The sequence below is a fragment of the Leifsonia sp. Root4 genome, from assembly GCF_001425085.1.
Lineage (GTDB): Bacteria > Actinomycetota > Actinomycetes > Actinomycetales > Microbacteriaceae > Microterricola.
Genome location: NZ_LMDN01000004.1, coordinates 353,785 through 368,041, shown reverse-complemented (window position 1 = coordinate 368,041; position 14,257 = coordinate 353,785). Strand labels below are relative to the sequence as shown.

The 14,257-nt window shown below is 66.3% G+C and carries 15 protein-coding genes and 2 tRNA genes; 8 read left to right on the top strand and 9 right to left on the bottom strand.

The features are described from left to right. Positions 1-17: 17 nt before the first annotated feature. From ASC66_RS15055 to ASC66_RS15045, 3 genes are all read left to right on the top strand, one after another. Positions 18-91: transfer RNA gene (locus ASC66_RS15055), tRNA-Ile, on the top strand. A gap of 67 nt (positions 92-158) precedes the next feature. Continuing rightward, positions 159-231: transfer RNA gene (locus ASC66_RS15050), tRNA-Ala, on the top strand. A 91-nt stretch (positions 232-322) separates the two neighbouring features. Then, positions 323-781 carry an NUDIX hydrolase gene (locus ASC66_RS15045; protein WP_055841282.1) on the top strand — a complete coding sequence of 153 codons (459 nt, stop codon included), beginning with the start codon at positions 323-325 and terminating at the stop codon, positions 779-781. A 111-nt stretch (positions 782-892) separates the two neighbouring features. Here the strand turns inward: ASC66_RS15045 and ASC66_RS15040 are convergent, their stop codons facing one another. Then, positions 893-1,417: a hypothetical protein gene (locus ASC66_RS15040; RefSeq protein WP_055841279.1), complete on the bottom strand. Its 525-nt coding sequence runs from the start codon at positions 1,415-1,417 to the stop codon at positions 893-895. A gap of 134 nt (positions 1,418-1,551) precedes the next feature. Here ASC66_RS15040 and ASC66_RS15035 point away from each other — a divergent pair, with 134 nt between their 5' ends. Both ASC66_RS15035 and ASC66_RS15030 read left to right on the top strand, forming a co-directional pair. Further along, positions 1,552-2,091 (top strand): peptidylprolyl isomerase, encoded by a 540-nt coding sequence (locus ASC66_RS15035; RefSeq protein ID WP_055841276.1) that lies wholly within the window; start codon positions 1,552-1,554, stop codon positions 2,089-2,091. A gap of 151 nt (positions 2,092-2,242) precedes the next feature. Continuing rightward, the gene (locus ASC66_RS15030) at positions 2,243-2,953 is read left to right on the top strand and encodes a rhomboid family intramembrane serine protease (protein ID WP_235496948.1); all 711 of its coding nucleotides are present in this window, start codon (positions 2,243-2,245) and stop codon (positions 2,951-2,953) included. Positions 2,954-3,166: 213 nt separating this feature from the next. On the opposite strand, the gene ASC66_RS15025 is transcribed toward ASC66_RS15030, so the two are convergent. Beyond that, complete coding sequence (locus tag ASC66_RS15025) at positions 3,167-3,409, bottom strand: cell division protein CrgA (RefSeq protein WP_055841269.1); 243 nt, start codon at positions 3,407-3,409, stop codon at positions 3,167-3,169. 78 nt (positions 3,410-3,487) lie between these two features. Here ASC66_RS15025 and ASC66_RS15020 point away from each other — a divergent pair, with 78 nt between their 5' ends. Genes ASC66_RS15020 through ASC66_RS15015 form a run of 3 tightly spaced genes read left to right on the top strand, consistent with a single transcriptional unit; the run spans position 3,488 to position 5,079 of the window. Further along, positions 3,488-4,282 (top strand): class E sortase, encoded by a 795-nt coding sequence (locus ASC66_RS15020; protein WP_055841264.1) that lies wholly within the window; start codon positions 3,488-3,490, stop codon positions 4,280-4,282. 3 nt (positions 4,283-4,285) lie between these two features. Next, entirely contained in the window at positions 4,286-4,444 is a 159-nt protein-coding gene (locus tag ASC66_RS18355) for a hypothetical protein (protein ID WP_200944834.1), read from the top strand. Continuing rightward, a complete protein-coding gene (locus ASC66_RS15015; protein WP_055841261.1) occupies positions 4,441-5,079 on the top strand; it encodes an anthranilate synthase component II in 639 nt (212 codons plus the stop codon). Before ASC66_RS18355 ends, ASC66_RS15015 begins: the two co-directional genes overlap by 4 nt. A gap of 64 nt (positions 5,080-5,143) precedes the next feature. Here the strand turns inward: ASC66_RS15015 and pknB are convergent, their stop codons facing one another. The 7 genes from pknB to ASC66_RS14980 all read right to left on the bottom strand — a co-directional run bounded on the left by pknB (position 5,144) and on the right by ASC66_RS14980 (position 14,148). Next, entirely contained in the window at positions 5,144-6,841 is a 1,698-nt protein-coding gene (gene pknB, locus ASC66_RS15010; RefSeq protein ID WP_055841258.1) for a Stk1 family PASTA domain-containing Ser/Thr kinase, read from the bottom strand. Positions 6,842-6,905: 64 nt separating this feature from the next. Next, positions 6,906-8,672: a protein kinase domain-containing protein gene (locus tag ASC66_RS15005; RefSeq protein WP_055841255.1), complete on the bottom strand. Its 1,767-nt coding sequence runs from the start codon at positions 8,670-8,672 to the stop codon at positions 6,906-6,908. Next, positions 8,669-10,123: a peptidoglycan D,D-transpeptidase FtsI family protein gene (locus ASC66_RS15000; protein WP_055841252.1), complete on the bottom strand. Its 1,455-nt coding sequence runs from the start codon at positions 10,121-10,123 to the stop codon at positions 8,669-8,671. Before ASC66_RS15000 ends, ASC66_RS15005 begins: the two co-directional genes overlap by 4 nt. Next, complete coding sequence (locus ASC66_RS14995; RefSeq protein WP_082492415.1) at positions 10,120-11,421, bottom strand: FtsW/RodA/SpoVE family cell cycle protein; 1,302 nt, start codon at positions 11,419-11,421, stop codon at positions 10,120-10,122. Before ASC66_RS14995 ends, ASC66_RS15000 begins: the two co-directional genes overlap by 4 nt. A 103-nt stretch (positions 11,422-11,524) precedes the next feature. After that, entirely contained in the window at positions 11,525-12,760 is a 1,236-nt protein-coding gene (locus ASC66_RS14990) for a PP2C family protein-serine/threonine phosphatase (RefSeq protein ID WP_055841247.1), read from the bottom strand. Positions 12,761-12,764: 4 nt separating this feature from the next. Then, the gene (locus ASC66_RS14985) at positions 12,765-13,409 is read right to left on the bottom strand and encodes an FHA domain-containing protein FhaB/FipA (RefSeq protein WP_502691622.1); all 645 of its coding nucleotides are present in this window, start codon (positions 13,407-13,409) and stop codon (positions 12,765-12,767) included. After that, positions 13,399-14,148, bottom strand: a complete 750-nt coding sequence (locus tag ASC66_RS14980; protein WP_055841242.1) for an FHA domain-containing protein — start codon at positions 14,146-14,148, stop codon at positions 13,399-13,401. The genes ASC66_RS14985 and ASC66_RS14980 overlap by 11 nt, the downstream gene beginning before the upstream one ends. Between the last annotated feature and the right edge of the window lie 109 nt (positions 14,149-14,257).

Here is a 14,257-nt window from a genome sequence, read left to right as displayed (position 1 = left end):
CTCATATCTGCCCATTCGGGGATATAGCTCAGGCGGTTAGAGCGCTTCGCTGATAACGAAGAGGTCCCAGGTTCAAGTCCTGGTATCCCCACGAAATGGCTGAAACAAGTAATTGCAACAGCCATTCCACCGGGGAAGATTCCCAGAATCTTCCCCGCGGGGCCTTAGCTCAGTTGGTAGAGCGCCTGCTTTGCAAGCAGGATGTCGGGAGTTCGATTCTCCCAGGCTCCACAGTTACAGATTGAAAGAAGAAGGCCGACGAGAGTCGGCCTTCTTCTGATTAACGCCTCGATCGCGGAGTGCGCGGCACTAGTGTTGCGGCATGGACATCAGGGTTGCTGCCTACGGGGTGATCATTCGAGACGGGTGCATTCTCCTCGCGCACTGGAATGAGCATGGGCGGAGCGGGTGGACGCTTCCGGGTGGCGGCCTCGAGGGCGGCGAGAACCCCGCACAGACAGCCGTGCGCGAGATCTTCGAGGAGACCGGCTACCACGCGGGCCTCGACGTGCTGCTGGGCATCGACAACCACGTCATCGCGGCCCGCTCACGCCTCGCCGGCGCCACACACCCGCTGAATGCGATTCGCGTGCTCTACCGGGCGCACGTCATCTCTGGGGAGATCACCCACGAACTCGACGGTTCCAGCGATGAGGCGCGGTGGGTTCCGCTCGATGAGCTCGACGAGCTCAAGACCGTCGAGCTCGTGCGCATCGCTCTGGCCCTCAATGAGCGCCAGCCAGCCAACGGCATCCCGATGAGCTCTGACGAGCGCAGATGACCGCTGACGTCCGGTGACGTCCACTGACGCGGCCAGCACAGCCGGTCTCGGCGCGGGGAACCAGAAAGGCCGCCACCCAGCGTGGGTGACGGCCGAACAACTGGTCTTCGACTAGGCGCGCGACCCGTCGAAGGGGGACTCGTCGTCCGCGACCCAGAGCTCATCATCGGCTCGGAAGGTCTGCCACACGGCGTAGGCGACGCCTGCTGCGACCAGAACGGCCGCCGCGAGGGCAATCGTGCCGCCGATGCCGGAGCTCTTCTTCTCCGGAACGACGACCTTCCCCGGTGCGATGCGGTTGAAGGCTGCGCGCACCCGTGCATCACGAGCGACGTCGCCGACGCTCATCACGGCGCCGAGGGCGTTGCCGAGTGCGGGGACGACGGTGCGCTCGATCGTCGCGCCGGTTCCCTTGGCGATCTCACGGGCAGTGTCCACTCCTGGACGGACGTAGTTCTCGTAGCTCTCCCGCACGCGCGGTGCGACCTCTTCGCGGGTGAGGTGACCGAGCTGACGGCTGGCCTCGCGGGCGACGCCGTTGGCGTGGTCGAGGACGGCCTGCTGGTGCTCCCACAATTCTTCGGCGCTACTGCGCAGGTGGTCGAGTTCTTTGCGACGCTTTCGTGACAGGCTCATTCGGACCCTCCATCGTGTCTCTGGCGAACAGCTACCATCTTGCCACCGAATGGGCTGTGAACGGGGCGAGAGTTTGCAGTTCGTTGCGCGCGAACATCGCGGGAGCGTCTGGATGCCTGTGAGAGAATGTTGATATGTCCAAGCACACCGCTGTCGCAACGCTCAACACCAACTACGGCCCGATCAAGGTGAACTTGTTCGGCAACCATGCCCCGAAGACCGTCCGCAACTTCGTCGGACTCGCCACCGGTGAGCAGGAATGGACCCACCCGAGCACGGGCGAGAAGAGCAACGCACCGCTGTACAACGGTGTGGTCTTCCACCGCATCATCCCCGGATTCATGATCCAGGGCGGCGACCCGCTCGGCCAGGGCATCGGCGGACCGGGCTACCAGTTCGACGATGAGATCAGCCCCGACCTCGACTTCACCGAGCCCTACATGCTGGCCATGGCCAACGCGGGCATCCAGGGTGGTCGCGGAACCAACGGTTCGCAGTTCTTCATCACCACGGCTCCGACCACCTGGCTTCAGGGCAAGCACTCCATCTTCGGTGCCGTCGAAGACGCCGACTCGCGCGCGATCGTCGACAAGCTCGGCTCGCTTCCGACTGACGGCCGCGACCGTCCGCTCGACGACGTCGTCATCGAGAGCATCACCATCGAGCAGCTCTAGGTCTCGCATGAGCTCGGTGCCGGACTCGGCGGCAAACTATTGCTACCGGCACCCCTCGCGTCAGAGCTTCGTGCTCTGTCAGCGTTGTGGCCGTACCATCTGCCCCGACTGTCAAACAGTCGGGGCAGTTGGCGTTACCTGCCCCGAATGCATGAGTGAGCAGCGCGCATCGGCGCCACGCACCAAGTCGGCGCTGTTGACCCGGATGACGGGGCAGGGCGCGCCCGTTGTGACGTACAGCCTCATCGGCATCACCCTGCTCATCTTCGTGCTGCAGGTCCTGCCCGTCATCGGCGCGCAGGTGACCGGAGCGCTCTGGTACGCCGGCGTGTACTCACACCCGGGATCGTTTGAGCCGTGGCGCATGATCACGGCGATGTTCGTGCACTCGACCGGCTTCATCTTCCACGTGCTGCTGAACATGTACACGCTGTGGATCTTCGGGCAGCTACTCGAACAGCTCCTCGGGCGCTGGCGCTTCCTTGCGCTCTACCTGATCGGCGGATTCGCCGGATCGGTCGGCGTTCTGCTGCTGAGTGATCCGCTGACCCCTGTCGTCGGGGCGTCCGGTGCCATCTTCGGCCTGATGGGCGCGTTCCTCGTGATCCAGCGTCGGCTCGGCGGCGACGCCAAGCAGTTGCTCGTCCTCGTCGGCATCAACCTCGTCATCGGGTTCATCCCCGGTATGAACATCGCGTGGCAGGCACACCTCGGTGGTCTCATCGGTGGCGCCATCGTCGGACTGATCTTCGTCGAGACGCGCAAGCGCGATCAGCAGAAGCTGCAGATCGTCCTCCTCGTGGCGTTCTCGCTCGTTCTGATGCTCCTCAGCCTGCGCTATTTCTTCTTCCCGCTGTTCTGACGGGCGCCGATCTCTCCACAGAGTTCTCCACAGAATCTATCCACAGGGTTATTAACACTGGGGATAATTACACGGATGTAACTTTCCACACGGGTAAACGGCTGTGGATAACTTTCTAATGGGGTTACATGCCCCGACGCCCGCGGCCCGCTGCCGGCACAAAAATGGTCGCCGCCCAACGGGCGGCGACCAGACTGTCGATGAGCGGTGGCGTCAGCGCCAGCGAGTTGTCATGAGGAAGCCGATGAAGGCGATGCCGAAACCAACCAGGATGTTCCACGAACCGAGTGCGGCAACGGGCCAAGCGCCCTGGCTCACGTAGAAGACGATGATCCACACCAGCCCGAGCAGCATGAAGCCGAACATCACGGGCTTGAACCACACCGCGTTCGGGGCGTCTTCACCAGAACGGTTGTCAACCACGGGTGCGGGCTTCGATGATTTCGTGCGTGCCATGCGAGCGATTCTATCCTGATCCCCTCGGAGTTGCTGAGCACAGCGGGGCGCCGGTCATGGCTCGAATAGGATTGGGCCATGACCGAGGCCCACGCTGCGACCCCGCCGACGCGGCGTCGCGCCGGGCGGCGCGTCAGCGTCGTCGGTGTCCTCGGCGAGTTGCTCATCACGGCCGGCGTGCTCGTGCTGCTCTTCCTCGCCTGGCAGCTGTGGTGGAATGACGCGGTGATGGCCAATCAACAGAAGAGCTCTGCGGCATCCCAGAGTCAGGAATGGATCGCCCAGGCCGAGGCGCCCCTCACCCCGCAGGCACCGGAGGACCCGGCGACGCCGGTCGACTACGGGGAGCCCCCCGTCGCCGCGCCTCCCGAGCACGGCGAGATTCTCGGCGTGCTCTACATTCCGCGCTACGGGCCGGAGTACGCGCGCAACATCGCCGTGGGCACGACCGTGGATGTCTTGAACAGCATGTACCTCGGCGTCGGCCGCTACGAGAACACCCAGATGCCCGGCGAGGTCGGCAACATGGCGCTGGCCGCGCACCGCAGCGCCTGGGGCGGTGGCATGCACCTGATCAACGAGCTCCAGCTCGGTGACGGGATCTACGTGCAGACGGCCGACGGCTACTACACCTACCGGTTCCGCAATCTCGAGTACGTGCAGCCGAGCGCCGGCGACGTTCTCGCACCGGTTCCGCGCCAGGATGGCGTCGTTCCCGGTGAGCGGCTCATCACGCTGACGAGCTGCAATCCGTTGCTGTCCACCGACGAGCGCATCATCGCCTACGGCGTCTTCGAGAGCTGGCAGCCGCTCAGCGCGGGGCCGCCGGCCGAGATTGCCGCACAAGTCGCCGCTCAGGCGCAGGAGGGCTGACCGATGTACGGTGCATTGTGGCGGGTTCTCCCCGGACCGATCTGGGTACGCATCATTCTCGTGCTGCTGCTCGCGGTCGCGGTCCTCTACTCCCTCTCCACCTGGGTCTTCCCGTGGGTGGAGACGCTCATCAACAACCAGGAAGCAACGGTCGGAACATGACTCGCATACTCGTCATCGACAACTACGACAGCTTTGTCTACACCCTGAACGGGTACCTGCAGGAGCTCGGCGCCGAGACCGTCGTCGTGCGCAACGACGATTACTCGGCCGCGGATGCCGCGGCCCGGGCCGCGGAGTTCGACGCCGTGCTGGTCTCACCCGGCCCCGGCAAGCCCGCAGACGCCGGCGTCTCGATCGCGACCGTGCGCGCCGCATTCGCCGCCGGGCAGCCGCTGCTCGGCGTGTGCCTCGGCCACCAGGCCATCGCCGAGGCGTTCGGGGCGACCGTCACCAACGCCGAGGAGCTCATGCACGGCAAGACCTCGCTCGTCAGTCACGACGACAGCGCCTTCTACGCCGGTGTTCCGCAGCCGTTCACGGCCACCAGATACCACTCGCTCGCCGTCGTCGAGTCCACGGTTCCCGGCGAGCTCGTCGTGACCTCCCGGACGCAGGGTGGCGTGATCATGGGTCTCCGGCACGAGAGCGCGCCGCTGTACGGCGTGCAGTTCCACCCCGAGTCGGTTCTGACCGAAGGCGGCTACCGCATGCTCGGCAACTGGCTCGAGAGCGCCGGCCTGGCCGGAGCCGCCGAGCGCGCCCTCGGCCTCAACCCGCTGGTGCGCCTGAGCTGATCAGGTCTGAGTTGATCGCGACAGCGCTGATCGTGCCTGGGCTGCTGGGCTGGGCTGGGCTGGCTCAGTCGCCTGAGCAGTAGCTGAGCTGCACGGTTGAGTGCTGCGGAACATCGCCGACCAGTGACTGGTGCGTGATCAGATCGCCGGGCTGTGCCGCACAGGCCGGGTCGGCGACGGGCTCTGCGGTGAGCTGCAGATCGGGCCCTGCGAGGATCGCCGTCGCCGCGCTGAGCGTCTGGTTGGTGAGATCCGGCAGCGTCACGAGACCGCTCGACACGGTGAGGTTCACGGTGTCACCCTCATGGCCTGATGCGCCGGCCGCTGGGTCCGTCGCGAGCACGATGTCCGCCGCGATCGTCGGCGAGTTCTGCGTCGTCGTGAGCCCGAGGACGAACCCGACCTCGGCCAGCTTCGCCTCGGCATCCGCGATGCTGAGGTTGGCGAGATCCGGAACAGGGATCACCACCTTGCCCGATGAGACGTAGACCGTGATCATGGTGTCCGGGCTGACAATGCCTCCAGCGGCAGGCATGGTGCGGGTCACCTGGTCGACGGGAACGGTCGTGCTGGTCTCGCGCGCCTCGACGGATTGCAGTTCGAGCCCGGCAAGGGTCTCCTGGGCCTCGGCAAAAGTCAGCCCGGTGAGCACGGGAACCTCGCGTGAGGTCGGCGGCAGCTCGGTTTCCGTATTCAGGTTGAGCACCCAGAACATCACGGTGATCACGATCACGATGACGCTGAGCACACCGGCCCAGATCCAGAGTGCCGGAGGGCGGCGCTGCGTGCGCACCATGTTGGTGTCTTCGGCGAGTTGCTTGAGCGCGAGCTCGGAGCCCGAGATGCTGTGCGGGTCCTGGCTGAAGAGCGACGTCGCGGACGCGTCGGATGCCCGGTGAATGGGAACCTGGCCTGCGCCGGCCAGATCGACGTCAGCGCGGAACTCCGCGGCGCTCTGGTAGCGCTGCTCCCGGTCCTTCGTCATCGCCCTGGCCACCACGACGTCGAGCGCCGGCGAGACCTGGTGGTTGAAGCTGCTGGGCTTGGGTGCGATCTCCGACACGTGCTGGTAGGCGATCGCCACGGGTGTGTCCCCGCGGAATGGCGGGCGTGACGTCAGCATCTCGAACAGCACGACACCGGTTGAGTACAGATCGGTGCGCGCGTCCACGAGCTCGCCCTTGGCCTGCTCCGGCGAGAAATAGGAGGCGGTGCCGAGGATCGCGGTGGTCTGCGCAACGGTCGTCGAGGAATCGGAGATGGCCCTGGCGATGCCGAAGTCCATCACCTTGACCTGCCCGTTGCGGGTGATCATGATGTTGCCCGGCTTGATGTCGCGGTGAACGACACCGGCGCGGTGCGAATACTCGAGTGCGGTGAGAACGCCGTCGAGGATGCGCACGGCCTCGGTCGAGGAGAGCGGCCCCTGCTTGATCAGATCCTTCAGCAGCGTGCCGTCGACGTACTCCATCACGATGAACGGCAGCTGCGACTCGTGGCCGTTCGCGTCGGTGACGGTCTCCTCGCCGGCGTCGAACACGCGCACGATCGTCGGGTGGGCCATGCGCGCCGCGGCCTGCGCCTCCTGGCGGAAGCGGGTACGGAACGCAGGGTCGCTGGCCAGCGAGGGCTTCAGCAGCTTGATGGCCACCGTGCGGCCGAGGCGGGAATCCGTTCCGCGGTGCACGTCAGACATGCCACCGCGGCCGATGAGTTCGCCAACCTGGTAGCGCCCAGCGATCAGGCGACCTTCCTCAGACACAGCGAATCTCCCTCATGGTTCGGCACACAGCGGATAATTTTACCCGCGAATTTCCGGGGCCTCGTTACCCCTTGGTAGCACGTTCTGTAACGGGTGCATTCGTCGAGGGATTGGCTTCTGGCCCAGGTTCGGGCTCTTCGGCTTCTTGCACGTCAACGTCAAGGGCAGGCGAGGCCGGAGAGGCGAACTCTCCGCAGAAGTACTGGAAGATCACGGAGAATGGTGCGCTTCCGGCGGTGATGACCGCCGAACGCGAACCGTTCGCACTGGTGTCCTCAACGCTGATGGCCGCACCCTCGCCGGTGACGGCGATCTTGTAGCCGCTCAGGGTCTGCCCGGCCGGGCAGCTCTGTGCCGGCCAGGTGACCTTGACGTCGTCGCCGGGGGCGAACGGCTCGCTGCCGCCTGCCAGTGACGGAGCGGAGCTCGGAGCGCTCAGCTCTGCCGGGGCCGCCCACACGGTGACGGTGATCGTCGTGCCGATCGCCACATTCTTGCCGGTCGGGTTCACGGCGTAGACCTTGCCGGCATCGCTGCTGTTGGTCGCGGCGTTGCCTTCGGCGACGTCGGCGGTCATGCCGAGCTCGCCGAGCTTGGCCCGGGCCTCATCCGCGGTGAGGCCGATGAAGTCGGTCTCGACGATCGCGGCCGTCGTCGGGGCCGGCGGCGTGGTCTCCGTCGGCTTCGGCGTCGGCGTGCTCGAGGTTGCCGGCGGCGTCGTGGTCTTCTCCGGTGTCGGGGAGCCCTGGTTCGTCAGGGCGAAGACGGCACCGATCAACACGATCGCGAGCAGGGCGATGAGAGCGATCAGCGGCCACGTCCATGGGCTGCGCTTCTTCTTCTCGGCCGCGACCGTGTCGGCGCGCGTCATCGAGCCCGCGATGCCCTCGGTCGCCGGCAGCACCGTCGTCGCAACCGTCGGAGCACCCTGGGCGGGGAAGAGCATCGTCGCAGCGGTGTCCGCACTCGCTCCGCCGAGAATGGCGGGCACGGATGCCGCGGCAGCCTGCACGTCGCCGCGGCGGAGCGCCGTGGCGGCCCGGGCGAGGTGTGCGGCAGAGGCCGGGCGGTCCGCCGGGTTCTTGGCGATGCACGCGAAGACCAGGTTGCGCACGGGCTCGGAGATCGTGACAGGCAGCTCTGGCGGCGCCTCGTTGATCTGCGCCATCGCGATGGCCACCTGGGACTCGCCCGTGAAGGGGCGGCGACCGGCGAGGGCCTCGTAGGCGACGATGCCGAGCGAGTAGATGTCGGTGGTCGGTGACGCCGGGTGGCCGGAGGCCTGCTCGGGCGAGAGGTACTGAACGGTGCCCATCACCTGGCCGGTGGCGGTCAACGGAACCTGGTCGGCGATGCGGGCGATGCCGAAGTCGGTGATCTTGACGCGGCCGTCCGGTGTGATCAGCAGGTTGCCGGGCTTGATGTCGCGGTGGACGAGGCCGGCGGCGTGCGCGGCGTGCAGTGCAGACGCCGTCTGGGCGACGATGTCGAGCACCTTGTCGCTGGAGAGCACGTGATCGCGCTCGAGAATCGTGGAGAGCGCCTCGCCGGGCACGAGCTCCATCACGAGGTAGGCGCTGCCCTCCTCCTCGCCGTAGTCGAAGACGTTGGCGATGCCCTCGTGGTTGACGAGCGCGGCGTGACGGGCCTCGGCGCGGAAACGCTCAAGGAAGCCCGGGTCACCGAGGTACTCGTCCTTCAGGATCTTGATGGCAACCTGACGACCGATGACGAGGTCTGTGGCTTGCCACACCTCGCCCATTCCGCCGATCGCGATTCGCGAAAGGAGTTCGTATCGTCCCCCGAAGGTGAGCCCTGTAGTTGGCCTCATTTATTCAGCACCGCCTCTAGTACCTGTTGTGCGACCGGTGCGGCAAGTAGATTGCCGTACCCCGTTTGGCCCATTCCCCCGCCATCCTCAATGAGGACGGTGATTGCATATTCTGGGTCGTCTGCGGGGGCAAATCCGGTAAACCAGAGAGTGTACGGAGCATCTCCGTCGTTCTCTGCCGTACCCGTCTTACCGGCAACACTGACCCCGTCTATTCTTGCATTACTCGCGGCACCGTTTTCGACTCCGTTGACCATCATTTCGGTCATCGTCGCGGCGGTTTCTTGGCTGATGGCGCGCTGATACTCGCTCGGCTCGAAGCTCTCGAGCGGGCTGAGGTTCGGGGCCGTGATCGCCTCGACCATGTTCGGATTCATGACCATGCCGCCGTTGGCGATCGCCGCGGAGACCATGGCCATCTGCAGCGGGGTCGCGCGGACCTCGTACTGGCCGTACGCGGTCATGGCGGTCTGGGCATCGTCGAGCACGCGCGGGTAGACGCTGGCCTCGACATCCAGGGGGATCTCGAACTCGGAATTGAAACCGAACTTCTCTGCCTGCTCGCGGATTGCGGCATCGCCGAGGGCGAGACCGAGCTCGGCCATCGGCACGTTGCAGCTGAGGCGCAGCGCCGTCGCGATGGTCACGGTCTCTCCGCCACCGCAGTCGTCCCCGCCGCTGTTGCGGATGATCGTGTCCGTGCCTGGGAGCTGGAACGTCGGAGGGTTGGGGAACTCGCTCTCGGGCGTGTACTCGCCGGATTCGAGCGCCGCCGCGACGACGACGAGTTTGAAGACGGAACCGGGAGGGTTCATGTCGCCGCCGATCGCTCGGTTGATGAGCGGGTCGCCGGGATCGGCCAGCAGCGCCTCGTAGTTCTGGTCGACGATCTCACTGTCGTGCACCGCGAGCGCATTGGGGTCGAAGCTCGGCTTGGAGACCATCGCGATGACGCGGCCGGTCTTGGGCTGTGTCACGACGACGGAACCGGTGTAGTCGCCGAGGGCATCCCATGCCGCCTGCTGGGCGACGGGGTCGATGGTGACCGAGACGGATGCACCCTTGCGTCCCTGCCCGGTGAAGAGTCGTTCGAGGGAGTCGAGGAACTGTGCGTTCGCGGTGCCGCTGAGGTAGCTGTTCAGCTTGCCCTCGAGGGCCGTCGGCTCACCGTTGACGGGGAAGAAGCCGGTGATCGGTGCGTAGAGCACTCCGTTGCTATAGACCCGCTGGAACTTGTAGTTGTCGTCGCTCGGCACGGACTCGGCGATCGGAGCACCGCCGGCAAGGATCGGGCCGCGCTCGACCTCGTAGCTGTCGTAGAGCGTGCGCGTGTTCCGGGCGTCATTGCGCAGGTTGTCGGACTGGATCACCTGGATGATCGTCGTCGAGCTGAACAGGGCCATGAACATGACGAAGACGACGATGCTCACGCGCTTGAGTTCGCGGTTCATTCGTTCACCACCAGACGCGGTTGATTGCGCACGGTGTCGGAGAGTCTGAGCAGGAGCGCCGCGATGATCCAGTTGGCCACAAGCGATGAACCACCGGCGGCGAGGAACGGGGTCGTCAGACCGGTGAGCGGGATGACGCGGGTGACGCCGCCGATCACGATGAACACCTGCAGGGCGACCACGAAGGCCAGGCCGACGCCGAGCAGCTTGCCGAAGTCGTCCTGTCCGGCGAATCCGATGCGGAATCCGCGAGCGACGAAGAGCATGTACAGAGAGAGGATGGCGAAGATGCCGGCCAGACCGAGCTCCTCGCCGAGGCTGGCGATGATGTAGTCACTCTGCGGAACGGGTGTGAGGTCTGGTCGCCCCTGCCCGAGCCCGGTGCCGAGTAGCCCGCCGTTGGCGAGGCCGAAGAGACCCTGCACAAGCTGGTAGCTGCCGCCGGCCGCCTCATAGACGGCCGGGTTGAAGGCGTCGAGCCAGTTGTTGAAGCGGCCGTTGACGTAGTCGAGCGTCTGGCTGGCGATCAGGGCGCCGCCGAGGAACAGGCTGAGGCCGATCAGCACCCAGCTGAGTCGCGCGGTGGCGACGTAGAGCATCACGAGGAACAGGCCGAAGTAGAGCAACGCGGTGCCGAGATCGCGCTGGAAGACGATGACCGACATCGAGAGGGCCCAGACCACGATCAGTGGCCCGAGATCGCGCATGCGCGGCATCCGCATGCCGAGGAACTTGGTTCCGACCATCGAGAGGCTGTCGCGGTTGCGCACCAGGTACCCGGCGAAGAACACGGCCAGGGCGATCTTCGCGATCTCGCCGGGCTGGAAGGTGGCGAAGTCGCCGATGCCGATCCAGACGCGGGCGCCGTTGACCTCGCGGCCGAGGCCGGGCACGAGCGGGAGCAGCAACAGGATGACGGCCACGAAGCCGGCGACGTAGGTGTAGCGGAAGAGCACGCGGTGGTTGCGGATGACGAGGATGACCACGAGTGCGGCGATGATCGCCATCGCGCTCCACACGATCTGGCGCACGGCCGCGCTGTCCCAGCCGGTGTCGCCGAGGAGCAGGTCGACGCGGTAGATCATCGCGATGCCGAGGCCATTGAGCACGGTGGCGATCGGCAGGATGAACGGGTCGGCGTCGCGGGCGATGAAGCGCATCGCCACGTGCATGCCGAAGACGAGCAACGAGAGCCCGGCGCCGAGCACGACGAGGGTCGTGTCGAGCGTGCCGAGTTCGCCGAGCTGCACGAGCACGATGGCGATGGCGTTGATCGCGCAGGCGAAGATGAGCAGCATGAGCTCGAGGTTGCGCAGCTTCTGCGGGATGCGGATGCGACGGACGCTTCCCGTGTTGGTGGAGCTGCGCGTCTGGCGCCCGGCGGCATCCGCCGTGCGTGCGTTATTCCGGGACACGACTGGCCTCCAGTCGGGTGACGATCTCTCGTGCCTCGCTCAGCGAACCGGCGCTGATCGTGGCTTCGACGATCTTCTGGTCATAGGGCTTGAGATCGGCGAGGGCGATGTCGGTCTTCTTGTAGACCTCGCTGAGTGCTATCGGGCCGAGGGTCTGCTGCACGCCGCGGTAGATGGCGACGGTGCCGCTCTCGCTTCCGACGAAGTAGCGGGTCTGGGTCCACTGGTACGCCACGACGCAGGCGAGCACGATGGCGACGACGAGCGCGATGATGGACGCGAGCCAGACGACCCTGCGGCGGGTGACGCGGCGGCGGTCCTCTTCGATGAGCTCGTCGAGATAGTCCTGGGAGTCCGGCTCGAAGTGGCTCTCGCGCACGGGGTGCAGGCGGAATGGCGGCAGGCGCATCGAGCGGACACGCTGCGGCTCTGGGGCAGCGAAGCTGAGGGGGGACGCGGCGGAGCCGACGATCAGTGGGTCCGTGCGGAGCGGCGCGGTCTCGCCGATGTCGACGATGACAACGGTCACGTTGTCCGGCGCGCCGGCATCCAGGCTGTCCTTGACCAGGCGCTGGGCCAGATCGTGCGCGCGGCCGCCCATCGCGAACTCGGCCCGGATCTGGTCGAGTGAGACGACCCCGCTCAGGCCGTCGGAGCAGATCAGCCAGCGGTCGCCCGGGCGCGTGGCCAAGATGGAGGTGTCGATCTCCGGGGCCGAGTCGACGTCGCCGAGCACGCGCATGAGCACGCTGCGGCGGGGATGCACCGCCGCCTCTTCCTCTGTGATGCGCCCGCTGTCGACGAGGCGCTGCACGAAGGTGTGGTCGATCGTGATCTGCGAGACGTCGCCGTCGCGGTAGAGGTAGATGCGGGAGTCGCCGATGTGGGCGATCGCCACCTCGTCGCCGAGCACGGCCAGCGCGCTGACCGTCGTGCCCATGCCGGTCAGCTCGGTGTGTTCGAAGACGGTCTCGGCCAGCAGGGCGTTGGCGGCTACGAGGGCAGCCTGCAGCGCGAACTCGGCCTCTTGGGGAGTCGAGTAGACCTGGTCGGCCTCCGCCATGCGCGTGATCGCGATCGCGGATGCGACGTCTCCGCCCGCGTGGCCACCCATGCCGTCGGCGACGACGAACAGCCCGATGCCGGCGAGGCCGGAGTCCTGGTTGTTCGAACGGATGCGTCCGACGTGTGAGACCGCCGCGCTGTCAGAGACTCTCGCCATGCGCCTACCGTCGCAGCTCGAAGCTCGTGGAACCGATCTTGACAGGGGTGTTCAACGGAATCGGCGTGGGCACGGCGACGCGGACGCCGTCGAGGAAGGTGCCGTTGGTCGAGTCGAGGTCTTGCAGCATCCACTGGTCGTTCCACAGCATGAGGCGCGCGTGGTGGGTGGAGGTGTAATCGTCGCGGATGACGATGGCCGAGTCGCTCGAGCGGCCGATCGTGATCTCGTCGCGACCGAGCGGGAACTCGGCTCCGGCCTTGGCACCGGAGGTGATGACGAGGCGCTGAGCGGTCTGGGCCGTGGCGGTCTCGCGGCCGAAGTTCGGTGCAAGTGCGTTCGGCTCGGCTGCGGAGGCCGCCGAAACCGGGGCGTGGGCCGCGAACAGGGGAGCCGCGGCAGCGGCACCGGGGGAGGGCATGGCGCCGGTGGGGCCGTTGCCGGCGCTCGGGTTGCCGCGGCCGCTGGAGTTGCCCCCGGTTGAGCCTGGTGAGATCGCCGGGCTCGCGGCATCCGATGTCGGCTGAAGTTTGCGCACCCGCTGGCCGAACAGATCGGAGCGCAGCGCATAGACGATGGCGAAGACGAAGAGCCAGAGCAGCAGCAGGAAGCCGAGCCGCAACACCAGCAGGGTGAGCTCACTGGTCACGGGGCCCCCAGAATCCATCCATGTCGTGACGCTGCGTCGCATCGCCGAAGCTCTCCGGCTGCCGCGCGCTGGGCGCCGCCTGGGCGAGCACCCGGAAGGTGATGTTGGTGCGGCCGATGGTGATGACGGATTCCGGCTCGAGCACGGCCTCCGTGACCGGCGAACCGTTGAGCTTCGAGCCGTTCGTGGACCCGAGGTCGCGCACCTTCGCGCGCCTGCCGTCCCAGAGGATCTCGACGTGGCGTCGGCTCGTGCCGGTGTCCTCGACGGTGATGTCTGCATCGCTGCCGCGGCCGATGACGGTGCGCGCATGCAGCAATGGGTAACGCTTGCCGTTGATGTCGACGACGGGGGCCCAGGCGACATCGCCCTTGACGTTGCTGGAATCGACCTGCACGATGCCGAGGCTGAGCGCCGGGTCGCTCTGCAGCTCGATGCTGAGTGCCCCGGCGAACTGGAAGCCCTGGCTCGCCGCGTGCCGTTGCACGAGTTGGGCGAGCTCGTCGGTGAGGGCGGGGCCGAGCGCGCGCATGCGGCTGTAGTCGTCGGCATTCATGCGCACGACGAACTTGTTGGGGACGAGCACGCGGTCGCGCGAAACGACGGCAGCCTTCGTGTCGAGCTCCCTGCGCAGGGCGGAGGTGATCTCAACCGGCTGCAGCCCCGAGCGAAACGTCTTCGCAAAGGCGCCGTTGACGGCACGCTCGAGACCCTTCTCGAAGTTGTCCAGTAAGCCCACTAGCTCTCCCGCTTTCCGGTTCTGATGACTATCAAATGTTAGTCGGGCCCGCTGGGAACCCGCCCTTGTACGCGTACTTCTGCGCACTCGCCCGCTAGTTCTCGGGCGA